We start from the raw sequence: 24645 nt of genomic DNA, 5'->3' as shown, positions 1-24645 counted from the left end.
TGCGTACAAAGCCGGTGTTTATATACTTCAAGAAGTCAAGTGTGCGATAACGTGGAATCGATGGTTTATTCATTTATCTTTTTAAAGAAGAAACAAATCTAAAAATTTAAAGGCTATTTGTTGCAGCGATGAGATAGGATGTTGGGCAAAACAGCTTACAGGAAATTTAATTGCCGTTGTTTATCAATCAAAAACATTGCCTGCTCTTTTTTAACCGATGGGAATTCGTCTAAAAAAGCCTCAAGAGAAATTCCGGCTTTTAAATGGTCAAAAAGCGACTCGACCGGCACACGCGTACCGGCAAATACCAGTGTTCCGCTTAAAACATCCTGATCTATATTGACAACCTGTTGAATATCCATATCATAAAGATAAGATTATTGATTTTACTGAGTATTTTGCATCTGATAAACAATTCACTCATGAAACTCAAACTCCTCACCCTCTTTTTACTCCTTACAACAGCCACCTTCGCCCAAACTGATAAAAAACTAACTGCGCAATTGCAGGATGCCGTTAAGGGTTTTCATGGCCAGGCAGGCATTTATGTACAAAACCTTAAAACGGGTAAAACCGTTGCCATTAATGCCGATACGCTGTTCCCTACAGCCAGCATGATTAAGGTGAGCATTCAGTGCGGGCTGATGGACAAGATAGAGAAGGGCGAACTGCATTATAACCAAAAGCTGGTTTACCGCGATTCGCTTTTATATGCCGGAGAGGATCTTTTAGGCTCGTTTAAAGATAAGGACACCGTACAGTTGAGTAAAGTGGCTATGCTGATGATTACCATGAGTGATAATACCGCGAGCCTGTGGCTGCAAAAACTGGTTGGCGGCGATTATATTAACAACTGGCTGCAACAAAACGGTTTTAAGGTGATGCGGGTAAACTCGCGTGTGGCCGGCCGCGAGGCTATCCGTAAAATTTATGGATGGGGCGTTAGCACACCCTATGAAATGTGCCGCCTTTTTACCATGATCAGAAAAGGCGAAGCCGTAAGCCCCGCCGCCAGCGAAAGAATGTACCGCAACATGGGCCGTATTTACTGGGACGAGCACGCCCTGTCGCAAATTCCGCCATATGTGCACACCATATCCAAGCAGGGCGCGGTTGATGAGTCGCGGTCAGAAACTGTGCTGGTAAACGCGCCCCATGGCGACTACGTATTCTCCATTATCACCAACCATAATACCGATCAAAGCTGGGGAACAAGTAACGAAGCCGGCCTGCTCATCAAAAAAATATCGGCCCTGCTATGGCATTACTACGAACCCGCCAGCAACTGGAAACCAGCGGATGGTTTAGATAAATTTATGCTGAATGAATAGGTTGCTGCGCTTGTCATTGGGTCATTGGGTCATTGGGTCATTGGTCATTGGTCATTGGTCATTGGTCATTGGTCATTGGTCATTGGTCATTGGTCATTGGAAAAGGCAACGCCTTTTCCAATCCATCGTCTGGTGATTTTTTACCGTCTTGTTTTTTAATCGCAAAGCCCAATGACCAATGACAAGCGCAGCGACAATGACTAATGACAGCGTAGCTATATGAACCAATAATAATTAAGTAAAATTTCTGTTTGCTTTGCAGTTAAATGGATGCCGTTTGTTATAATTGGCAATTATATCAATGTGTTAAAAATACACATGCCAGTTACAACCAGTTAAATGAAAAAAACACTTACTTTATTTTTATTGCTTATACTTTGTATTACAGTAAAAGCACAAACTATTGCCAATTTATCGGGTACCATAACCGACGAAAAAAGCCAGGGCATTGCCGGTGCTACAGTTTACCTGCTGAATACCAATTACCGTACTGTTGCCGATAAGGACGGGAAATTCTCATTAAAAGATATTGCATCCGGGAGTTATATTTTGCACATCAGCGCCGTTGGTTATGCTGCAAAAAGCCAATCGATTGTTTTAAGCGGCACTATGCGCCCCATCAGTTTTCAATTGAAAGATGCCAGTAACCAACTGGATGAAGTTACGGTAACGGCTCAAAAATACGAGGAGGATGCCCAAAAAGTGCCTTTCAGTGTTACAACCTTATCGGCCAGGCAAATAAAAGATTACCGGCTTTGGGATTTGAAAGATTTGACAGCTATTGCCCCCAACTTAAACTCGGCCAGCTCGGGCGATGGCCGTACGGTTAGCGGTATCAGGGGTATAGTTACCACCTCATATGACCCAGCTGTGGCTACCTATGTTGATGGCGTAAACCAATACGGCCTGGATACTTACATTCCACAGCTGCTTGATGTAGATAGGATAGAGGTGCTGCGTGGCCCGCAGGGCACGCTGTACGGCCGCAATGCTACAGGTGGTGTTATTAATATTATTACCAAACAGCCATCAAACACGCTAAGTGGTTTTGCCGGGCTGGATTTTGGCAACTACGGCCAGCAGCGTTTTACCCTGGGTATAAAAGCACCGTTGATAAAAGATAAATTGTTTTTAGGTGTAGCTGGTGTTTACTCGGGTTTTAATGGTTTTTATACCAATACGTTTGATAATAGCCATTTTGATAAGCAACACTTCTTTTTAGGTAATTACTACCTTAAATTCCTGGCCACATCCAAACTGGCTTTTACGCTAAATGCTAAAAATTACAACAACCGTAATAACGGTGCGTTCACCTTGGCCGGTTCGCCGGATGACGCTTTGAGCAAACCTTACCAGGTAGATCAAAACGCCACCACCAAAATGATTGATAATACCTTCAATACCTCGCTGGCCATCAATTATTCGGGCAGCGATTTTAACTTTACCTCGCAGTCATCATACCAGGTAAATAACCGTTATTATACCAAACCTATTGACGGTGATTTTTCGCCTATCGACGCGGTATCGGTAGTAAACAATTATGGCGGCGACTGGAATAAAGTACGTACAGGCATCCAGGAGTTTAGGTTTACTTCGCCTGCATCGTCAACCTCTAAACTAAAATGGACTGCGGGCGCTTATGGTTTTTACCACTACGCCCCAAACAAGCAGGGAACCTATTTTGGCACCGATGCTGCGGCTGTTGGCTCGCCAATAACCAACTTTACCAGCATCAATACCAATATCGACAGAAATTTTGGCGTGGCAGTTTATGGCCAGGTAACCTACGTGGTCAGTCCGCAATTTGATATTACCGCCGGTTTGCGTTATGATCATGAGCACAAAAAAGAAAGTGTGAAAGGCGAGTTTCAGCCCGATGGCGGCGACGCTATGGTTACCCGGTCGGATACCTCTTCATCGGCAAATTTTAAAGCCTTTTCGCCAAAACTTAACCTGGCTTATCATTTATCGGCTGCCAATAATTTATATGCTACATACAGCCGTGGTTTCAGGGCTGGCGGTATTACCGAGTTAGGTTCAGATCCATCGTCGCCCCCGTTGTACACTTTTAAACCAGAATATAGCAACAACTTCGAGGTTGGATCGAAAAATAGTTTTTTGGGCAACAAACTGCGCGCAAACGTAGCCCTGTTTTATACACGGGTAACAGATGCGCAGGTACCAACTTTGGTATTACCGGATGCTATCACCATAACCAAAAATGCCGGTAAATTAAGCAGTAAAGGTGTTGAGGTTGAGTTAAGCGCCACACCGGTTAAAGGCCTGGAAATTGAAAATAATTTTGGCTACACCGATGCTCATTACACCGACCTGGCTGTAGGCAACAATGGCGTTATTGTTGACTTAAAAGGCAACAAACAAATTTACACGCCTAAGTTTACCAACATGCTGGCACTGCAATATGGTTATGCACTTGGCGGCCGGCAAAAAACAAGGTTAGTAGCCCGTGGCGAGTGGCGCTACCTTGGCGACCAGTATTTTGACCTGGCCAACACCATCGAACAAAAAGGCTACAGTAAATTCAACGCCAGGATCGGCATCGATACCAAAAACTATAGTCTGTTTTTATGGGAAAGCAACATAGGCAACAAAAAAGCTATTGATTACGCATACGATTTTGGCGCTACCCACTTAGGTAACCCAAGGGTTTACGGTGTATCGGTAGCCGCTAATTTTTAGTGTATACCTCGCCTTTATAAGGATGAATGGTTGAGTAAAATACATAACCTGCTACATGCATCAGGTAGTAGGTCATGATATCGCACCAGCAAATTTCATCATGAAACATCGGGACCGCCGGGAACTTACCTTCCTGGCGGCTTTCGTTTTTATTGTAATCGTACTCGCCGCCGTGTTGCGTTATCCAGTCTTTAAACAAGTCCATTTCTGCGGGATCTGAAAAAACTATTTTAAAAAAGGTTTCCTCTTTAACCGACTTAAGATCGTCGTTAATATAATGGTGGAATTTATGCCGGTGGCGGATTATTTTAGCGGTTATCATATTATATATGCTTGTGGTGCAGTAGGGTAACACTAAATGGCGGCTAACGTTCTAATTATTAATTTATGGTAGTTAAATAAATGTTAGCTATGTATCTTTAGCCCGTAATAACATTGTATTTTTTACCTATGAAAAAACTTATCGCAATTACAATAGCATTTGTGTTATCTGTAACTATTACCATTAAGGCTGGGGCGCAGGCAAATACCACTTCCAAATCACTGAAAGTATGGTTGCTGGCCGGTGTAAACTTAAAAAATAGCGCTGACGACAAGAGCCAAACCATCGCGACCATTCCTTATGGAACTATTGTAAAGCCTGTTAAATCCGAGGGAGAAGTTAAAGCCTTAACGGTTGATTTTAACACCGCAGCTTTAAAAGAACCGTACCGGCTGAGCGGTAAGTGGATAAAGGTAGAATTTAAGGGTAAACCAGGGTACCTGTTTGATGGCTATCTGTCTGTCATGCCTGCGTTGGAAATGGATGATCATGGTTTTGTAGAAACGGAAGATGCTTACCTTAAGCGTAATTACGGGGTTTTAAAAATTGCGAAAAGGATACCCAAAAAAGGAGCCAAAGAAACAAGCATTTATTACAAAAATGGGGCCGTAACCACCGAGACCTATTTTGACGGCTGTGCCGACCATAAACTGCTTTTAAAGAACATTAGCCTGGATGAAGCTATGCTTTTTGAAAAAGTATTGCATAAAAATGCAGATGCCGCGCAAAATATTAAAGTTGAAAAACAACAAGCCGGAGGTGTAAAAATATCATCATATGATTGTGACTGATATTGTTTAAATTCGATTTTATTTAAACCTGTCTAACGATATTTCCTGCTCATGAAAAAATCAGCCGCTCTAACCCTGTTTTTAACTATTGGCTTGCTGCAATTTGCCGCGGCTCAGGTTGTAACCAAATATGGCGACAATGTGAGTACCCTTGATGGTATTATGAAAGCCTATTACGATGTGGTGACTGTAAAAAAAGGGGAGAAGGTAAGCTATGAGCGCGATAGCCTGCTGCATATTGCGGATGCGCATGTAGGTTCGGCAGGATTGAATAAGGAAGGCAAGATAAAGTTTCATTACATGACGCTGAAAGAATATCATCGCCTGTCCGACGCGTCATTATCCCGCGATGGTTTTGACGAAAGGGAGATCTCAAGGAAAGTGGAAAAGTTTGGCAGCATTTACCATGTTTTCAGCACCTATGAATCGCGCAATGTTGCCGGTGGGCCAATTATCGAACGCGGAATCAACAGTATCGAATTATTTAACGATGGTACCCGTTTCTGGATCCTGGCCTGGTTTTTTGACGGCGAACGGAAGGACAACCCGATACCGAAGGAGTATTTGGAGAAGTTGTGAGTTGTGAGTTGTGAGTTGTGAGTTGTGAGTTGTGAGTTGTGAGTTGTGAATAAAAATTGCCCTCAAGTTAATCAAAATCCTGAAAATCTGATTTATCCGGGTTCAGAAAAAAAACCGTTAATTCTACCAGATCCTGAAAACCCTGTTAACTCTTCATCTTCTTCAGCAACGCCTCTACCACTTTGGGGAAATGTAGGTGCTCCAGTTGCTGGCCTTTGAATTTGATCATTTCGATGTTATCGCCCGGTTCAATTTTGAACTTCGATTGGTGGATAACCTCGCCTTCATCAAAATGCTCGTTTACAAAATGGATAGTGATGCCGCTTTCTTCTTCTTTGTTATCCAAGATTGCTTTGTGCACATGATCGCCGTACATGCCTTTGCCGCCATATTTAGGTAGCAGGGAGGGGTGCAGGTTGATGATTTTATTGGGGAAGGCTTTTAATAATGAGCCGGGGATAAGCCACAGAAAACCTGCCAGTACAATCAAATCAACCTGCAGGTTTTTGAGCAGGCGGATTACATCATCAGTTTCAAAAAATTCGTGGCGGGTAAAAATGTGCGATGGCACTTCAAAATTGTCGGCACGCTGTAATACGAAGGCTTGCGGGTTGTTGGTGAGTATCAGTACAACTTCGGCCTCGGCATTGCGTTTAAAATGCTCCATTAACTTTTGGGCGTTTGAGCCCGAACCTGAAGCAAAAATGGCAATTCGTTTCTTCATTAAAGTTTTTCAAAGGTGTTGAAGTTACCGCGAACAACAGTTAAACATATCCGTGGTAGTTTTATAAACCGTTCAATAATATCCAAATATAATTTTTTACGTGGTTTAATTGGTATTTGTTGTAGCTTTTTGCCTTATAAATCCATAACGTTTAACGGTGCGGGCTTTGGTAGCAGAATAATTTGGCTCAACATCGCCGGTTTGTAACACCAGGGAATAAGTGCCAAGGGTTTCAATCTGCGTGTAATTAAATGGCTTTTCGGTACTCGTGCTGCCGCCTGCTACAGTATCTTTAGCTACGATATCTGATGAAAAGTATAACTTGTTTTCGGTCAAATTCCAGGTGCCGGTTGATGTTTGCTCAATACAATCAAAATTGGTGTAGCTGCAGGTGTTATCGCTTTTGAAGGTAAAGTACTGACTTTTATCGCAATCGGTATTCAATGTATCCGGATTGCCTATCTGTGTATTCCCCGTATAATAGTAAACCTGTACCGATGCCAGTTCCCAAACACCGCTGGTTAGCAGGGCCGGAATATTGCTGTTTTTATCTTTTTTGCAGGAGTTTGCCAGTGCGCCGGCAACAACTAAAGCAATTATAAAAAGTAATGGAAATTTATTTTTCATGAAATAGTGTACGCGCAAAAATATGAAATCCTGCAGTTATTAATCTACCGGCAGGGGTTATATTTAACTAACTGTTTTAAACGTTTTTTATTTTAATGGCGCTATCAACATCTTCGAGCAGGGGCAAGGGTTTTTACTTTTGAATTTTTACTTTTAACTTTTGAATTTAAAACCATGCGCATCCCACTCCCTCTGCTCGAAGCCGAATTTAAACGCGTTTTATTAAAGCTTAATTTTACTGGAGACAAAGCCGACCAATGTGCGGGTATTTTTGCAGAAAACAGCAGGGATGGGATATATACCCATGGGTTAAACCGTTTTCCTGTTTTTGTGCAGCACGTAAAAGATGGGCTGGTTAAACCGAGCAACTCACCCACCCGGGAAAACGGTTTTGGCGCCATGGAGCAATGGAACGGCAATTTGGGCCCGGGTATGCTGAATGCCAGGTTTGGCATGGATAAGGCCATGACGCTGGCAAATGATAATGGAATAGGTTGCGTGGCGCTAAAAAACACCAACCACTGGATGCGGGGTGGTACTTACGGCTGGCAGGCAGCAGACGCCGGTTTTATAGGTATATGCTTTACCAATACCATTGCCAACCTACCGCCCTGGGGCGGGCTCGATCCGCGCTTGGGTAATAACCCGCTGGTAATAGCTGTGCCGCGCAAAGAAGGCCATGTGGTGTTGGATATGGCCATATCGCAATATTCGTTGGGGAAACTGAAGCAATATGAAAATAACAACGAGGCTTTGCCTTTGCCTGGCGGATATGATAGCAAGGGTAATTTAAGTACCAGCCCCGCGGCTATCCTGGAGTCGAAAAGATTACTCCCAATTGGGTTTTGGAAAGGATCGGGGCTTGCTTTAGTGCTCGATCTTTTGGCTACGGTTTTAACTGGCGGTAACTCCACAGCAAGAATAACCCAAAGCGGGGCCGACTCCGGCATATCGCAGGTATTTATATGTATAAAACCGGTAAACGACCAACAAACAGCCACATTAATTGAAGAGATTATCGCTTACACCAAAACCAGTACCCCCGAGCAGGAGGGCGGTACTATAAGCTATCCCGGCGAAAATACCATGAAAACCCGCGAACGAAACCTATCCGAAGGAGTTTTGGTTGATGAACGGATTTGGGAGGTGGTGAAGGGCTTGTAAAGCCGCTATTCTGTTTTTGAATTTTGAATTTTTACTTTTGAATTAACCTATCATCATTCCTTCAAACTTTTCCCAAAAGCCGTCGCGCGGAACAGGAGCTATAATTTCGACAGGCTCGTTTTTTACCGGGTGAATAAAGGTAAGCTTGCGAGCATGTAAACAGATGCTTTTATGCAGGCTGCCGCGCGGATAACCATACTTATTATCGCCAACAATAGGCGAGCCCAGTGTTGATAACTGGACGCGGATTTGGTGAGGTCTGCCGGTTATAGGGTCAACTTCTATCAGGTAGTATCCGTTAAGCTCGGCAACCAGTTTGTAGCTTAGTTCAGATCGTAAACTGCCCAGTACCTCTTTGTCGTGTGCCTTGGTTACGTTTTTTTGCGGATTTTTTACCAGCCAATGCACCAATGTGCCCGATTCGGGATACGGTTTTTTGCGCACCACGGCATAGTAGGTTTTATGCATTTCGCGGCCCTTAAACATTTTATTGATCCGCTCAAGCGCTTTACTGGTTTTGGCAAACAATATAACGCCGCTCACGGGCCTGTCTAACCGATGCACCACGCCTAAAAAAGCGCCATTGGGCTTGTTGTATTTTTGGGCTATGTACTTTTTAACTTTATCGTCCAATGATTCGTCGCCGGTATCGTCAACCTGTACAATATCCCCGGCACGTTTGTTCACCGCAATAAGGTGGTTATCCTCATAAAGGATATCCTTATCAGTAACATCAAAACTGGTATAATTAAACTCGGGGCGGGCCATTTTTATTTCGGATTGGGGATGTTCGATTTCGGATTTGCTGATTTAATAGCGGAGATAGTTCTTCCTTCTCATTTTCAAATTTTCAAATCATTTGCATATCTGCACATCTGAAATCTGCACATCTACTTAATATTGTTCCTTATCGTTCGGGAAGCTTTTTGATTTTACATCGCTGATGTAGTTTTTAAAAGCGCCGTTCATTTGCTCATATAAATTAGAATACTGGCGTAAAAAACGCGGCTTAAAATCGTTGTTGATACCCAGCATATCATGTATTACCAAAACCTGGCCATCGCATTGGCCGGCACCTATACCTATAATAGGTATTTGTACACTTTGGCTAACTTCTGTTGCCAGTTTGGCCGGTATTTTTTCAAGTACAATGGCAAAGCAGCCAAGCTCCTGTAACTTAAGCGCATCTTCACGCAGTTTCTGGGCCTCAACTTCTTCCTTGGCGCGTACGGTATAGGTGCCAAATTTATAGATAGATTGCGGCGTTAAGCCTAAGTGGCCCATTACCGGGATGCCCGCTGTAAGTATACGGCTGATAGATTCGGCTATTTCTACGCCTCCTTCCATTTTAACGGCATGCGCACCAGACTCTTTCATGATCCGGATAGACGAGTTAAGCGCCTCTTTGGAATTACCCTGGTATGATCCGAAAGGTAAATCGACAACAACCAAGGCGCGTTTGGCCGCACGGACCACTGATGATGCATGGTAGATCATCTGGTCGAGCGTTATCGGCAGCGTGGTTTCGTGCCCGGCCATCACGTTTGAGGCCGAATCACCCACCAGGATGATGTCCATACCGGCTTCATCTACAATGGTAGCCATCGAGTAATCGTAGGCGGTAAGCATGGCAATTTTTTCGCCACGGTTTTTCATCTCCTGCAGAATGTGCGTGGTGATCCTTTTTACTTCTTTGTTTACAGACATAGTTAAATGTGTTAAAGAAAGCGCAAAGGTAATTTTTTTTATTTCGGATTTCGGATGTTCAATTTCGGATTTAGTAAGGCTAAATGAAGGTTAATTCAAAATAAAAATTCTAAAATAAAAAAATCCGAAATCCCAATTCCGAAATCCGAAATATTCTTGTACTTTTGCACCGTGAATCCGGAAGTTCCTTACTTCAATATTTCTATCAGTTTTCACGGGGCTTTGAACCAGGCGATCCGATTTAATAATCCATTCAATTTTTTTGCTAAATGACGCACTTCACCAAATTACCGGCAGTACTTTTATTGGCTGATGGCACCGTATTTTACGGTAAAGCCGCTGGAAAGATAGGTACTACTACCGGCGAGATCTGTTTTAACACAGGGATGACCGGCTACCAGGAAATTTTTACCGACCCATCCTACTTTGGGCAAATAATGGTTGCAACCAATGCGCACATTGGTAATTATGGCATAGCCGATATCGAAGTTGAATCGGGTAATATCCAGATTGCAGGTTTGGTTTGTAAAAACTATAACATTGCTTACAGCCGTAAGCAAGCTAACGAATCTATCCAGGATTACTTCCAGGCACAAAATATTGTGGGCATCAGCGATGTGGATACCCGCCAGATAGTACGCCATATCCGCGATAAGGGAGCCATGAACGCAATCATCTCATCAGAGATATTGGATATCGAAGAATTGAAAGCCAAACTGGCCGAAGTGCCTTCGATGGACGGGCTGGAGTTATCGTCGCAGGTATCAACCACCGAAACTTATACTTTTGGTAACGAAGATGCCGCCTACCGTGTAGCAGTACTTGATTTGGGTGTAAAGAAAAACATCCTGCGCAATTTTGATGATCGTGATGTTTACGCCAAAGTTTTCCCGGCAAAAACTACTTATGCCGAAATGGAAAAGGACTTTGCTCCAAACGGTTATTTTATATCAAACGGACCCGGCGATCCGTCGGCCATGCCTTACGCTATTGATACGGTAAAGGAAATTTTAGCTGCTGATAAACCAATGTTTGGTATTTGCTTAGGCCACCAGTTGCTGGCTTTGGCTAACGATATCCCAACCAAAAAAATGTTTAACGGTCACCGTGGCTTAAACCACCCGGTAAAAAACATCATCATTAACCATTGCGAGGTAACATCGCAAAATCATGGTTTTGGTGTGATACCAGAAGCTGTACGCGCATCTGATAAAGTAGAAATTACCCACGTGAACCTCAACGATCAATCGATAGAAGGTATCCGCGTAAAAGATAAAAAAGCATTCTCGGTACAATACCACCCGGAGTCATCACCTGGCCCGCATGATTCAAGGTATTTGTTTGATGATTTTATCAACCTGATGAAATAATTCTTTTCAATTTGAAAATTTGAAGATTTGAGAATTTGAAGATTTTTGAAAGCCTTTTGAGTGAGAAACTTGAAAGGCTTTTTTGCTGAATTTATGAGCTAATAATCAACCTATGCAAAGTTTTGAAAGGGTTTGGCTTAAGATGATTCAAGCGGGCATTGCTACGCTTCTACTGGTGCACCAATAGCTACCGCGGGCAGTGTAAACATAAACTCGGTACCTACTCCCGGTTGGCTGGTTACCCATATTTTGCCGTGGCATTTTTCAACCAGGTCCTTACAAAACAGCATGCCCATGCCGGTGCCCGATTCATTTTTGGTTCCAACCTTACTGTTTACCTTGCCTTTAAACAGCTTGTCGCGCTGATCGGAAGGCATGCCTACACCGGTGTCCTTTACCTTTACAATAATCCTTTTGTTATCTTCCATCGTTGCCGAAATCTCTATCGTATCACCCTCACGGCAAAATTTCAGCGCATTGGTAATCAGGTTTCGGATAACGATGCGGACGGAGTTTGGATCGGCCCAGGCAGATAAATTGGCAGGGATGCCATCCAACAGCGTAATACCTTTTAATTCGGCTTGCTCATGATAGGTTTCAATTTCTAAACTTACCAGTTCTTTTATCGAAAAGTTTTTTACCGATGCTTCAAAGTTTTCCATCTGGCTATTTATCCAGAACAGTAGGGTATCCAGGAAATCAGAGGTGTATTCCAGTTTTTTTAATACGCCGGGTATCATTTCCAGCAATTCCTCGTGGCTGATGCTATCATCCTGCAATAAGCTGAACAGGCCGCGTAGTGTGCTTAGCGGAGCCCGCAGGTCATGCGCTAAAATGGATATCAGCCGGTCTTTCAAAACATTTAAATCGTTCAGTTTTTCGGCCTGATCGTCAATATTGGTTTTTTGTTTCAATATCTCGCTGTTACGGTCTTCAAGCAGGGCGTTAATTTTTTGTTGTTTTCGTTTTTGCCGGTAATAAATACCCACGGTTACAATCATCCCCACAATGATGATAGAAAATATGGCATTAACCAGCCGCTGGCTTTTTATTTTCTGTTGATATATCAGGTCGCGTTCACGTTGCTGCTGGGCAAGCTGGCGCTTCTTTTCGGCAAAGCCCAATTCATAATTATATGATGTCAGCTTTTGAATGCTTTCATTATCGTTAATTTGATTTTTAAGGTTGATGTATTCATTTAACATCCGGTTGGCGTCCTCAAATTTGCCAAGACCGGCCATTGCTTTGTTAAGTTGTAAAGCAGAGTTTGAGCGTACCGATATATTGCCAAGCTTAATGGCCTGTGCCTGGCCATCCACGGCGTATTTGTAGGCATTTTTATAATCGCCTAACAAGTTATACACGGTGGCATAACCATTTAAAGCATAGGCCTGGTTATACACAATCTTGTATTTTTGGGCTATCCGTAATGATGTATCCAGGTATGATTTGGCAAGCGGAATTTGATTTTTATGTGCATAACACATGCCCAGATCTGTATAAACCGAACTTAAGCCGTCTTTATCATCCTGCTGTTTGGCGGTTTTTAATGATTTTGATAAATACACAATAGCTTCATCATACTTATGTTGGGCAAGCAGCACTTCGCCAATATTTTCATTAATAGTGCCAACAGCCTGTTTGTTGTTGGTAGCCTCAAAAACCTGTATGGCCTTTTTAAAATATTCAAGCGCGTTCGGGAACACCTCCATATTTTGCAATACCACCCCAATATCATTATAAATTTCGGCTGATGTTGTTACATAGTTGTTTTTTAAAGCGATAAAAAGACCCTTGTAGTAAAAGTCGAGCGCATTTGAAAGCTGGCCCTTGCTAAAGTAAGTTATCCCTATGTTTTTATAACAATCTGTTAAAGTAGGTTCGTCCTGGTTGCGCAGGCAAATCAGGCGGGCTTTATCTAAATAGGCTAACGCAAGTTTGTATTCGGCCAGTTGGTTATACATCCGCCCGTAGGAGATGTATGATTTGCTAAGGCCTTTATCATTATGTAAGCTTTTGAATATGGCTATCGCTTCGTCAAACTTCTGTTTTGCTTGCTTGGAGTTGCCTTTAAAATAATTTACGTGCCCTATTTCCAGCAAACCATTCGCTATGCCTTCAGGATATTTAATTTTGCGCGATAGCTCAACGCTTTTTTTGCCATAATAGTAAGCGCTATCAGGGTTAGATTTAAAATAGCCTGATGCAATTTTATTGAGCTTATTAATAGTAGCGGTATCCGGGCTTTTTTGATAGGCAGAAGCGGGCAATAACAGGTTTTTAATACTGTCAACTTCGGGATGCAATTTAGCAAATGCCGGAAGGCTTAAGAATATAAAAAAGACCGCCGATATTAACCCCCGTGTACCATGATTACCTGCAATATGTTTTTTAAATCTCAAGATCAGTAAATAGTTAATGCTTTATACGAAACAAACGGCTTAATTGGTTTGATTTATTTTAATTAATAAATATAGGGTATTTTAGTAGTGGGCTTAATTAATTCACTTTAATTAATTTTAATGCTTTAAAAGGAGCAATGAAAAAGAATATCGACCTCAACTTAAATGCTGACGAAAAGGCAGTACTTAAAAGCCAAAAAATAAAGATAAATGCGCTGGCCGGCTACGCTCCTGATGAAATAGCGGCTATCCTGAAAGCTTCGCCCCAAAGGGCTAAAGAGATTTCTGCGCTGATGGAATTTCAAAGTATCCCATCGTTGGGCATTAACTTTGCATCCGAGCTTATTGAACAGGGCTACTATTCATTAAAGCAGCTTGAAGGTAAAGATCCAGTTGAGCTGTACAACGCATTTGAAAAGCACTGCGGCACCTGGGCCGACCCCTGCGTTGAGGACTCGTACCGTTTATTGGCCCATTATATTTTACACCGCGACGATAGTAAGCGGTGGTGGCATTTCACGGCCGAACGCAAAGCCTACCGCACCCAACACGGCTTCCCTGCCGACAGGCCAACGCGCCCCTGGTACGATTTACCACAATACCCTGAAATGAAACAGTATGCCGATAGCCTGAACAAAGATACAGCTACTGTTAAGTTGTAATTACGTAGTTGCAAGCCCTAAGTCTTGTCGAAAAATCTTTATCCCTAAATGACTTAGAGCTTGAGACTTTCGACTTAAGACTACCTGTCATTTCAGGACAAGACAGTTTTATCTTAATTCTTGACTCTTATTTCTTGACTCTTTTTTTAATTGTTATTTTTATTTGGATTTATTCTAAATAAGGATTTACTTTGCTCTTGTTCAATGCAGATCAGAGTTCAACTTTTAAAAGAATATTGCATAATGAAGAAGATTTTTTGCCTTTCAATACTGTTCGTTACATTTCAAACCACTTTAATCAAAGCCCAAGCGAAACCGGAGCAGGATAGGAAGGCTATATTGGCCCTGGGTGGCTTTTACAAAGTAACCTTTGATTATGCCGAGACCTTTTCGCCCGATACGGCTTATAAAAACCATGCTCCATATCATGCTGTAGGGTACGAATGTGCGGTAGTGGAGCGGGTATCGCCCAGAAAAATAGTGATCCAGCATATCCTGGTTACCGGCGATTCGTCGGTTATTAAGCACTGGCGCGAAGACTGGGTTTATGAAGAAACTAACCTGCTCAATTTTGATAAAAGCAACACCTGGAAAAAAGCAAAACTAAATCCTGCTGATGCAAAAGGGCGTTGGGTGCAAAAGGTTTACCAGGTTGATGATAGCCCGCGATATGAAAGCATAGGTACCTGGCTACATGTTGATGGCCGCCACGAATGGCAATCAACATGCGATTCGCCCTTGCCGCGCCGCGAGTTTACCAAACGCAGCGATTATAATGTATTACGCCGGGGCAACAGCATTTATTTAACAGATAAAGGCTGGATGTTTGAGCAGGACAATCAAAAGATAATCCGCAGCGAAAACAGTGACAAGCTGCTGGCCCGCGAGAAAGGCTACGAGGAATTTACTAAAGCAGACGAAAATAAATTTGCCTTTGCCCAAAAATGGTGGGCAAGCCAGCAGCCCTATTGGACAGCCGTTCGGCAGGTGTGGGACGATGTTTATGCCCAACCGGACGCCCTTAAATTAAAAGGAAAAGTTGATGGCAAGTTGTTGTTTGAACGGTTGTTTGAATTGGCAGACCAGTCTGTTAAAGAAAAATGGACGCCGGAGCAAAGTAAAACTGCTGCCCGCAAAGTAATTGAGGTATACGTTGAAAAAACAGTTTAAAATATAAAGTCCTGCTCTGTAGTAATAAACGCCGTGATGGCTTTTTTACAGGGCAGGCACAAATTAAATCAGCTACCTATGTGCGACGCAAAAGTTTTGAGCCAGGTTGGGGCATCGGTTATTAGCCGGTGCCAGGAGTGCCGTTGTATTTTCATCTGGAATAATAATCTTATCCTGAGCTTTACGCCCGAGCAGTTTATACAATTCCGGGATTTTACGATCGAGCTTAATTTTGAGAATTATATCTTCCCCTTTCCCGACGGGCAGGAACGTATGGTAATGCGTACCCCGGTAAATGATGTCCAGTTCACCTTCAGCAGTGATGAATGGGAAGATTTTCATGCCGCCATGGAAGAAGCCGCTTACATGCAGGAAGTATACAGCCTGATGGAAGGAGGGGAGTAGATGTGCAAATGATTTGAAAATTTGAGAATTTGAAGATTTGAAAATGAAAAAATCGAAAATAATGAATTAGCAAATCCGAAATGGAAATTCCGAAATCCGAAATCAAAGGTTACACCAGTACGTCCACTTAACTACCAGCTGGCGGTTTTTAACGGTATAGGGCGATGGAATGGAGTTATCCCCATAAACAATAAAAAAATCTGATGCCGGTTTGTAGCGCCATTGCAGGCGTACGTTGGTATTGATGTTTTTTACCTGGCCGTTGTATTGTACATAAGTGGTAAAATATAGGGTGTTGCTTAAGGTAATATCTGCCTTTGGGCCAATCAGCCAAAATTGGGTATCGCCATAAGGCTGGGGCAGGCGCAAATCATTAAATGAGGAGTTTACAAACAGGTTAACATAAGGCTGAAAGCGGTAGCCCAGTTGCGCAATCAGGCTGGTGCGGTATCCATCGTAATAACCGCCGTGTAGGCCCTCTAACAAATAGGTGAATAAGGCCTGCGGCTTTGATGCAAATTGCGCATCAACCGTGTTCCAATGATGTTGCGAGCCGATAGGCAGCGGTGTTTTGCCTGTATTGGTAGGATCAAAAGGCACCAATAATTTGATATAGGTATCAATGCCCGATACCGTAAATGTACTTTTGTTACGCAGCGTCATGATATAGGCTAAGGTGCTTTCATTGTCGGTGCGCTTAAAGTTTTCGTCAAAATAATAGTTGCTGGTTAACTGAATGCCATGGATAAGTACATCGCCGCCCTTGGGGAAAAAATTATGTAATATCAGCGGGCTAATTTTATTATAGCCAACCCTGGGTACGTAGCCAACCCCCGCAGTATAGTTTTTGCCAACATACTCATCCTGTAAATAGGCCGTCCAGTATTTGCTTAGGTACTGCACGTGGGCTGCTGCTACCAGGTCGTGCCCCTTAAGGCCGGGTGTAAATGATTTTAGGCCTAAAAGCTTGCCGGTCCATAAATTGCTTGGCGAGGCCAGGTTGTACTCCACCCCAAAGTTGCGGTTATAGGCATTGCCCGGGGTTGATGTCCCTGTAGCATCCTTATTAATAAACATAAAGCCGATGTTTGAACGGCCAAAAACGCGGCGTTGAAGCGTGAGCACGCCATAGTTTTGGGCAGGGGTAAGGGCATCGTTTGATGTTCCGGTTTGTATATCCATCAACCCAACACGCCAATCTTTATCCAGTTTGCCGGTAAGCCTGGTGCCAAACCTAATGGGGGCATTAAGCCCAATCCTGCGCGAAAAAAACGGCCTTATATCGGCGTAGCCGAAATTGGCAAACAGGTCGCCGTTCTCTAAAAAAAATTGCCTCTTCTCGGGGAAAAACAGTTCGTACCTGTTCAAATTAACCACTTGCTGGTCTACATCAACCTGCGAAAAATCGGGGTTAACGGTAAGGTCGAGGTTAAGGGACGAGGTAAGGCCAATTTTGGCGTCGCCGCCTATTTCTTTTTTCCAGTCGGTTTTGGTTCCGGCGCTATAATCTTTTGAGATGCCGGTGAGCGCGTAAGGAATAATAGAAATGTTGGTGCCGGCATCGGGCGGCAAATCGTCCCAAACCAGCAATCCGGTATAAGCCAGCGAGGCGGTAGGGAACTGCCTTGGTACCGGTGCCCAGCTCGATTTTTCGGTCGTTATCAGGTCGTTGCGGCTAAAGTTGATACCCCATTGGCCAACACCTTTTTTATAACGGATACTTTTAAAGGGAATGGCTGCTTCAAACACCCACTTATCAGGATAGTTTTTTACTACCGATATCCATTTGTTATCCCAGCTCAGGTCAACCTTGCCACCCTCGTACATGGTACCATCCCATTGAGCGCCGGCGGCGTTGGCGCCAAAGCTAAAGCCATCTGTACGGGCATCAAATGGGTCGAGAAAAAATATAAAATTATCGTTCTTTTGAAAAGCGAAATCGCGCTTCAGCGATTCAACCATGTATTCGCCTGGCCCGGCAGTGTAACAAACGGCAATAATGTACAGGTTGTTGTTATCAAAAGTCATCCGCACTTCGGTGGGTACTTTGGCCCGGCTGGTATCCATGGGCGTTACCATAAAAAAGTTGGCAGCCGAATCGGCATTATGCCAGGCCTCGTCCATAACGCCATCTATAGTGATGGGCGCTGTGGTTTTACGAATATGATATTGAAAAGCCGAGTTCTTTTTTTGCGCCAATGCAGCAAATGGCACCCAACATAAAATCAACAATAGTGATATAATTTGAACGGGCGACAGGTGTTTGCTTGGCTTCAACAGATTTTGGTTTTGTTTGGAAATGCTTAAACACAAACCAGCCCGCATTTTACCGCAGGCTGGTATATTTTTCCGAAAGATAATAATTAAGAGAGAAGAATTAACGTAGAAATAATTTCCTTTTCAATTACCACAAGAGCTTTCTGTCTTGACTCTTGATTCTTTTTTACAAGTTAACTATCATTGCCTTGCCAGCATATTTAACCACTTTATCGGCTTTCGCGGTAACCTCCACATCCGAGCCGTGTGCCCCTTTAACCAACACAATGTTAAATGTGCGGTTTTTCAGCATGCCCTTAAAATGGCCTTTGGTATCAGATATGGTTAGTTTACGGGCTTTATCATTCCAGTTAAAGCTGATGGTGGCAAAAGCGCCTTTTTCGTAATTGTAGTTTTCGTTTTCGTCTTCGTACAACTTAAAGGTACCATCGGCACCAGGGTAAATCCTTAGCTCAATGTTATTGGCTGGTTTTTCGGTAGCGTACTCCATGTGCGGGCCCATTGGGATGATAGAACCAGCTTTTACATAAAGCGGCAATATTTCGATTGGTGCGGCAGCGCTGATGGTTTGGCCACCGTCAAGCACTTCGCCAGTCCAAAAGTTGTACCATTTGGTTGCAGCGGGCAGGTAAACCTGGCGGGCTTTGGCTTTTTTATCAGCATTGGCCGATGTATACAATTGCTCGGTAACCGGGTTAACCATCAATGCCGGGCCAAACATAAACTGGTCTGGTAAATTGTAAACTTTATCATCGTTCCTGAAATCGAAGGCAAGTGAGCGCATCATGGTATAGTTATCGAGGGTGGTGCGGCCGGCTAACGAGTAGATATAAGGCAACAAACGATAACGCAATTTATCAAAGTTCAGCAGAATGGCTTTAGTATTGTCGTCCCAGTTATTGCTGAACAAAGCACGTTCCCCTTTACCGTGAATCCTGAAAATGGGGCTGAAAGCGCCAAACTGGAACCAGCGGGTAAACAGCTCGCGTTTATCCGGCTGCGACCAGTCGGCCGCTCTCCAATGCCAATGGTAACCACCAATATCAGATGTCCAGTAGGCAAGCCCCGATGCGCAGGCATTAATTCCCTGCGGCACCTGGTTTTTGAAATCTTTAAAGGTGCACTCAATATCGCCCGACCATAAAGTAGCCGCATTGCGCTGCTCGCCTGCAAATGATTGCCTTACCAAAAAGAAAGCGCGTTTGTTTGGAATATCCCTGCGCCAGCCTTCATAAACGCCTTTGGTATGTTGTAACGAGTAGGTGTTAAAATAGTCAATCCCCTTGCCTATGCTGAAATTGCTTTGACGGCGGGCATCCTGCAAAGCGCCGTTATCAGGCTCGCACTGGTCAATCCACCAGGCATCAAACCCGTAGCGTTTTACCAGGCTGTCGCGTGCCTGGTCCCAATACAATTCGCGGGCTTTAGGGTTATGGGCATCGTAATAGGTATCAAAAGTGTGAGTAACCACGTTATCCCAGGTAATGTCGGTTAAGCCGCCCATTTTTTCCAACGCATCGTAGTTGGGGGTACCTTTGCCAAATACCGGCCATATCGAGATCATGGCATGGATGTTTGCCTTGTGCAGTTCATCAACCATTTGTTTTGGGTGAGGGTAACGCTCGGGCTTCATCACGTGCGAGCCAATTGGCAATGGATCCCAGTAATACCAGTCCTGTACAATTACGTCAACCGGGATGTGGTTATCGCGGTATTTATCTTTCACAGTCAATATTTCTTTTTCGCTCATGTACCTGTCTTGTGATTGGAAAAGCCCGAAAGCCCACTTGCCAAACATTGGCGCACGGCCGGTTGCAGTACGATACGAATCGATAATATGATCAAAAGAAGGGCCGTAGAAGAAGAAGTAATCAACCTGTTTACCGCTCTCGGATACGTATTTAAATTTGGTATTATCAGCCTCGGCACCATAAAAGTTGGATGCCGAATAGTTGTCCCAAAGCAAGCCATAGCCTTTGGTTGATAACAATACAGGGATAGCGCCGGTAAGGTACTTGATAAGCAACTCCTGGTTGCGGCCTTTATAGTTGATGGATAAAGAATCCAACGGGTGGCAGCCTAAACCGTAAAGCGCCTCGTTTACCGGCGATGTAAATTGTGTGCTTACATTATAGGTACTGATGCCGGCAATAGTTGCGGGTGTTATCGTTTTATTTTCGCTGTCTTCGGCGGTAATTACGTTGCCTTTTAAATCGGTATAAGTGATGGCGTTGGTGGCCTTGTTCACTATAATTTTCATTTTTGCCGTGGTAATGATTACCTCGGTTTTAGTTGCTGTTACCTGGTAGGCAGTAGGTGTTTTCCAGCTATTAACCACCACCAGCGATGGCTTGGTTTCAAAGGCATCAAAAATGGTATATTTTACTTCGATAATATCGGCGCTGCGCACAAGTACCTTCATGAGGCCTTTATCTAAAGAAAAGGTAACGCCATCGGTCCCTTTTTTAAAGGATTTAACGGTAGCGTTTGCAGTAAGTGTGGCCATAGCGCCTGCCAGCAAAATAAACAACGCAATCGATTGTTTTATTTTTGCATTTAAGGTGGGTAACATTTTAAACATATTGAACAGCAGTAAATTAGTTTATAATAAGTGTAGGAATAACACCTGTTTTGAAAACGTGAATATAGGTACTTTTTTTAATTGAAGAAAAAATATTTGCAGTAAGGCGAAGACTCCCCCGCCAGCCCCGCCGTTGGCGGACGGCACCCTCTCTCCGGCTGTCGCCGCATAGAGGGGCTTGAACGGTGGTTAATTTGGATGGCATGAATATTCTGCTATTCAAGTCTCAGCGATGTCGGGTGAGTATTAACCCGCGTTCAAAGCCGATATCTGTTGGTAGCTAAAACATTTTAGCATTTGTGATATCTATGGTGAGTTTTTAACTCAATTGCATAAGCAGGCTCAAAGCTTCTGCAAACACCACGTAGTCATGCACCGAAGGTTTTGTACATTGGTTGTTTTTATCGGCTCGTAAAGCGTACCGTTTAACGCAAAGCCGTAGCGCAGCAGGATCTGTTCATCTACCAGGAAACGTTCAGAACCGTCTGGGAGCAGGAAACGGTTATTGTTATCAACAGGCTTCACCAGGTTTTCAATCCCGATATCTGATGCCAGCCTGGCAAAAAAGTAACCGCCGGGTTTAAGCACCCGCCAAAGCGAGTGTACCATGTTGTCGAAGTGTTCGATGCTTTTTGCAAAATGTAAAACCGCGCTGCAAATCACCAGGTCGAAAGTGTTATCAGGATAAGGCAGGTCTTCGACACCCGATACCGCGAAGTTTGACAGGGGATTAGCCGGCGCTAACGTGGCCGATAATTGCTTAACCGCATCAACAGCCGCCTCGCTTTGATCAACTCCGTAAACGTCAAACCCGTTTTGTAAAAAGTAAACCAGGTTTCGGCCGCCGCCGCAGCCGGCATCCAATACGGTTTTGCAGTCATCAAACCGGCCTTTCAATAACTGATCGAACAGGTAAATATCAATATTGCCAAATGTTTGCTGAAGCTGATTTTGCATGGCGAAAATTAAGAATAATATGAAAATTACTTAACTTTAATTATGGCTACAGATATGTCAATCTTCATGCAGTTTATGCGTGGTTTTTTACTGCCATTGCCCGGTGTTACCGAAAAAATGTGCTTTGAAGATCCGGCCTTTTATGTAAATGGTAAAATTTTCACCAGTGTAAAATTAGGAAAAGAGCTTTTGGGTATCCACGCCACCGAACGTGAAAAGTGGATGGAGCGCGATCCTCACACATTCTTTATTACTCCGCATTATCTCAATTACAAATACATGCTAATATGCCTTGAAACGGTATCTCCGGATGACGTGAAAAACCTGTTAATAACCGCCTATCTTGCCCGGGCAACAAAAAAACTGGTAAAGGAATATGAAGCAATGATATCAGCCGGGTAAATACTACTTTTAGCTTAACTTGTTACCAAAACACAACGCCGATTTAGCGTTAAAACAACTACTTTTGCCTACCTACTTGACTATATGATAAAATTGTACCTGAGCTGCTTTCTCGTCCTCGCTATAACTATAAATGTCGCAGCCCAAACCAAAAAAACGGTAACAAAAGATACAACACACCTTAAAACCGCAATTGTGCGTGGTTACCTGAGCGAACAGCCTGTGTTAAGTGTGCCGGCTTCGGTAAATGTATTGGGGGCTGCACAACTAAAATTACAGCCCGATAATTCATTTGTTACGGCATTAAACACGGTTCCGGGTATCCGGGCCGAGGAGCGGTCGCCGGGGAGCTACCGTTTGTCCATTCGCGGGAGCCTGTTACGGTCGCCGTTTGGGGTTAGGGACGTAAAAATTTATTTTGATGAAATTCCCTTAACGGATGCCGGGGGCAATACTTACCTGAATGCTATTGATATAGGCAGCATAGGCAGTATCGAAATACTAAAAGGCCCCGATGGCAGTTTGTTCGGTGCCAACTCGGGCGGAGTAGTTCTGCTAAGTTCCATTAACCGCTATAATGATAGTAGTTACTTAACGGCGGGCGTAAACACCGGCAGCTATGGCTTATTCCATGAAAAGGTTACGCTTCAGCAGCGGTCGGGGGCAAATTTGCTTAATATCAGCCAAAGTTTTCAAACCTATCATGGTTACAGGCAACATAGCGATACGCACCGCAATTATATTCAACTTGCTGATAAATGGAACTATAGCGGTAAAAATGAGTTAAAAGTGCTGGGTTTATACTCCAACCTGGCCTACCAAACGCCGGGAGGTTTAAACCTGGTGCAGTTTACCGCCAACCCTACTTTGGCACGCCAGCCAACACCTACTTTGCCGGGTGCGATACAACAGCAAATTGGTATTACCACTAAACTGTATTTAGGCGGATTGAGCAACGAATACCATTTAAGCGACAGGATCAGGAACGTACTATCTGTTTTTGGCAGCCATGTTGATTTTGCCAACCCATTTATTACCAATTATGAGCAGCGTAGCGAGAATACTTATGGTTTGCGTACTTATTTTGAACTGGCCGGCAATCACCAGGAAAACCTGGACTGGAAAGCCGACCTGGGGATAGAGTGGCAACAAACCAATTCACAGATCAGCAATTACGGCAATAAAAAGGGGGTAAAGGATACTACCCAAACCAGCGATAACATTCATACCAATCAGCATTTTATTTTTGGACGGTACTCGGCAGATATATTTAAACGCCTGCACGCAGAAGCCGCGCTGAGCCTGAATTGGTACGACTATGATTTTAAAAATATTTACCCGCTTAACCAAAGCGGTTTTACCAACCGTAATTTTACGCCGCAGTTAATGCCAAGGCTGGCCTTAAGCTACCAGCTTACCAATAACTTCATCTGGCGGGCATCAGTAAGCCGCGGCTACTCTACACCAACCACTGCCGAGGTGCGGCCTACCGATAATATTGTAAATACCAGCCTGCAAGCCCAAACCGGCTGGAACTATGAAACCGGTTTCCGCCTGCGCAACCAGGACGAGACTTTGCTGCTTGATGCATCCGTGTTTTATTACCGCATCAGCAATGCCATTGTACGCCGTTTAAATGCCGACGAGACGGAGCACTACATTAATGCCGGTGGTACCAATCAGCCTGGTTTTGAGCTGTCATTTACGGATTGGATCATCCGCCAGAATAGTACTCATTTTATCCGCGGTCTGCAGTTTAATGAATCATATACTTACAGTGGGTTTACTTTCCGCGATTACACGGTTACCAGCACCAGCTATTCGGGCAACAGGTTAACGGGGGTGCCAAGGCATGTGTTTGTATCCAGCCTACAGCTCAAATTCCCGGCAGATCTTTCGTTGTTTGCGCAACATAACTACACTTCAAAAATTCCGCTGAATGATGCAAATACGGTATACGCCGGGCATTATAACCTGTTACAGGCCAGGGTTAGCTGGCAACCGACAATCGGTCGTAAAACACGGTTAGAGATTTTTGCTGCCGCGGATAACATCCTGAACCAAAAATACAGCCTCGGGAATGATTTAAATGCAGTAGGGAACAGGTATTATAATGCTTCGCCCTTAAGAAATTATAATGTGGGGATGAATATAAGGCTGTGATTTCACCGATGGAAGATGATTTCGTGGTTTTTGTCTGAACTCGGATTAAACAGATTTTGTCAGATTTTTTGGATTTTGATTTTGCGCGGTCATGCTGTCTCGTCCTGAAATAGGTTTACTAAATTAGTAAATCATTTAAATCATGATCAGACGTGAAATAGTATCAAAAAAGCAACAAATTATATCGGAATATTTAACCGGGAGCGCGACTTTGGTTGGGCTTTCAGAAAAATATGGGGTGAATGCCCGTACGATTCAGAGTTGGGTTCGGGCTTTTAGAAAACAGGAATCGGTGTTGCCCTCAGCAGAGC

Annotated in this window: 21 protein-coding genes; 11 read left to right on the top strand and 10 right to left on the bottom strand. The window is 43.6% G+C overall.

Features of this window, described 5'->3' with window-relative positions:
* Positions 1-155: 155 nt before the first annotated feature.
* Positions 156-362, bottom strand: coding sequence for a DUF433 domain-containing protein (locus tag AC1DU2_RS15105; RefSeq protein ID WP_477385156.1), 207 nt, complete (start codon positions 360-362; stop codon positions 156-158).
* Positions 363-422: 60 nt separating this feature from the next.
* Between AC1DU2_RS15105 and AC1DU2_RS15100 the strand changes: the two genes are divergently transcribed.
* Complete coding sequence (locus AC1DU2_RS15100) at positions 423-1331, top strand: serine hydrolase (RefSeq protein ID WP_477385155.1); 909 nt, start codon at positions 423-425, stop codon at positions 1329-1331.
* A gap of 339 nt (positions 1332-1670) precedes the next feature.
* On the top strand, positions 1671-4031 hold the full coding sequence (locus tag AC1DU2_RS15095) for a TonB-dependent receptor (protein ID WP_477385154.1): 2361 nt from the start codon (positions 1671-1673) through the stop codon (positions 4029-4031).
* Here AC1DU2_RS15095 and AC1DU2_RS15090 read toward each other — a convergent pair.
* Complete coding sequence (locus tag AC1DU2_RS15090; RefSeq protein WP_477366725.1) at positions 4021-4353, bottom strand: hypothetical protein; 333 nt, start codon at positions 4351-4353, stop codon at positions 4021-4023. The two genes, AC1DU2_RS15095 and AC1DU2_RS15090, sit on opposite strands and share 11 nt — an antisense overlap.
* Positions 4354-4481: 128 nt before the next feature.
* Here AC1DU2_RS15090 and AC1DU2_RS15085 point away from each other — a divergent pair, with 128 nt between their 5' ends.
* A complete protein-coding gene (locus AC1DU2_RS15085) occupies positions 4482-5144 on the top strand; it encodes an SH3 domain-containing protein (RefSeq protein WP_477385153.1) in 663 nt (220 codons plus the stop codon).
* 51 nt (positions 5145-5195) lie between these two features.
* Positions 5196-5723, top strand: coding sequence for a hypothetical protein (locus AC1DU2_RS15080; RefSeq protein WP_477366731.1), 528 nt, complete (start codon positions 5196-5198; stop codon positions 5721-5723).
* Positions 5724-5868: 145 nt separating this feature from the next.
* Here the strand turns inward: AC1DU2_RS15080 and purN are convergent, their stop codons facing one another.
* Positions 5869-6447, bottom strand: coding sequence for a phosphoribosylglycinamide formyltransferase (gene purN, locus AC1DU2_RS15075; RefSeq protein WP_147052601.1), 579 nt, complete (start codon positions 6445-6447; stop codon positions 5869-5871).
* A 105-nt stretch (positions 6448-6552) separates the two neighbouring features.
* The gene (locus AC1DU2_RS15070; protein ID WP_477366735.1) at positions 6553-7074 is read right to left on the bottom strand and encodes a lipocalin family protein; all 522 of its coding nucleotides are present in this window, start codon (positions 7072-7074) and stop codon (positions 6553-6555) included.
* Positions 7075-7248: 174 nt separating this feature from the next.
* Here AC1DU2_RS15070 and yiaK point away from each other — a divergent pair, with 174 nt between their 5' ends.
* The gene (gene yiaK / locus AC1DU2_RS15065; RefSeq protein ID WP_477366738.1) at positions 7249-8238 is read left to right on the top strand and encodes a 3-dehydro-L-gulonate 2-dehydrogenase; all 990 of its coding nucleotides are present in this window, start codon (positions 7249-7251) and stop codon (positions 8236-8238) included.
* Positions 8239-8280: 42 nt separating this feature from the next.
* Here yiaK and AC1DU2_RS15060 read toward each other — a convergent pair whose 3' ends face one another.
* The gene (locus AC1DU2_RS15060) at positions 8281-9006 is read right to left on the bottom strand and encodes an RluA family pseudouridine synthase (RefSeq protein ID WP_477385152.1); all 726 of its coding nucleotides are present in this window, start codon (positions 9004-9006) and stop codon (positions 8281-8283) included.
* Positions 9007-9132: 126 nt separating this feature from the next.
* Positions 9133-9945 (bottom strand): 3-methyl-2-oxobutanoate hydroxymethyltransferase, encoded by an 813-nt coding sequence (gene panB / locus AC1DU2_RS15055; protein ID WP_477385151.1) that lies wholly within the window; start codon positions 9943-9945, stop codon positions 9133-9135.
* A gap of 269 nt (positions 9946-10214) precedes the next feature.
* On the opposite strand from panB, the gene carA reads away from it, so the two are divergent.
* Entirely contained in the window at positions 10215-11315 is a 1101-nt protein-coding gene (carA, locus tag AC1DU2_RS15050; RefSeq protein ID WP_477385150.1) for a glutamine-hydrolyzing carbamoyl-phosphate synthase small subunit, read from the top strand.
* A 161-nt stretch (positions 11316-11476) separates the two neighbouring features.
* On the opposite strand, the gene AC1DU2_RS15045 is transcribed toward carA, so the two are convergent.
* On the bottom strand, positions 11477-13717 hold the full coding sequence (locus AC1DU2_RS15045) for a tetratricopeptide repeat-containing sensor histidine kinase (RefSeq protein WP_477385149.1): 2241 nt from the start codon (positions 13715-13717) through the stop codon (positions 11477-11479).
* Positions 13718-13854: 137 nt separating this feature from the next.
* On the opposite strand from AC1DU2_RS15045, the gene AC1DU2_RS15040 reads away from it, so the two are divergent.
* From AC1DU2_RS15040 to AC1DU2_RS15030, 3 genes are all read left to right on the top strand, one after another.
* Positions 13855-14379 (top strand): helix-hairpin-helix domain-containing protein, encoded by a 525-nt coding sequence (locus AC1DU2_RS15040; protein WP_477385148.1) that lies wholly within the window; start codon positions 13855-13857, stop codon positions 14377-14379.
* Positions 14380-14622: 243 nt separating this feature from the next.
* Entirely contained in the window at positions 14623-15549 is a 927-nt protein-coding gene (locus AC1DU2_RS15035; RefSeq protein ID WP_477385147.1) for a DUF6607 family protein, read from the top strand.
* A gap of 78 nt (positions 15550-15627) precedes the next feature.
* On the top strand, positions 15628-15954 hold the full coding sequence (locus tag AC1DU2_RS15030) for a DUF6686 family protein (protein WP_477385146.1): 327 nt from the start codon (positions 15628-15630) through the stop codon (positions 15952-15954).
* 102 nt (positions 15955-16056) lie between these two features.
* On the opposite strand, the gene AC1DU2_RS15025 is transcribed toward AC1DU2_RS15030, so the two are convergent.
* The 3 genes from AC1DU2_RS15025 to AC1DU2_RS15015 all read right to left on the bottom strand — a co-directional run bounded on the left by AC1DU2_RS15025 (position 16057) and on the right by AC1DU2_RS15015 (position 21769).
* Entirely contained in the window at positions 16057-18231 is a 2175-nt protein-coding gene (locus AC1DU2_RS15025) for a carbohydrate binding family 9 domain-containing protein (protein WP_477385145.1), read from the bottom strand.
* 166 nt (positions 18232-18397) lie between these two features.
* On the bottom strand, positions 18398-20803 hold the full coding sequence (locus tag AC1DU2_RS15020; RefSeq protein WP_477385144.1) for a glycoside hydrolase family 31 protein: 2406 nt from the start codon (positions 20801-20803) through the stop codon (positions 18398-18400).
* A gap of 351 nt (positions 20804-21154) precedes the next feature.
* Complete coding sequence (locus tag AC1DU2_RS15015) at positions 21155-21769, bottom strand: class I SAM-dependent methyltransferase (protein WP_477366120.1); 615 nt, start codon at positions 21767-21769, stop codon at positions 21155-21157.
* 42 nt (positions 21770-21811) lie between these two features.
* Between AC1DU2_RS15015 and AC1DU2_RS15010 the strand changes: the two genes are divergently transcribed.
* Positions 21812-22171, top strand: a complete 360-nt coding sequence (locus AC1DU2_RS15010) for an MmcQ/YjbR family DNA-binding protein (protein WP_477385143.1) — start codon at positions 21812-21814, stop codon at positions 22169-22171.
* A gap of 84 nt (positions 22172-22255) precedes the next feature.
* Entirely contained in the window at positions 22256-24334 is a 2079-nt protein-coding gene (locus tag AC1DU2_RS15005; RefSeq protein WP_477385142.1) for a TonB-dependent receptor, read from the top strand.
* Positions 24335-24645 lie beyond the last annotated feature (311 nt).

This window comes from Mucilaginibacter sp. P4_C11, from assembly GCF_056402115.1.
This window is presented reverse-complemented; position numbering and strand designations above follow the sequence as displayed.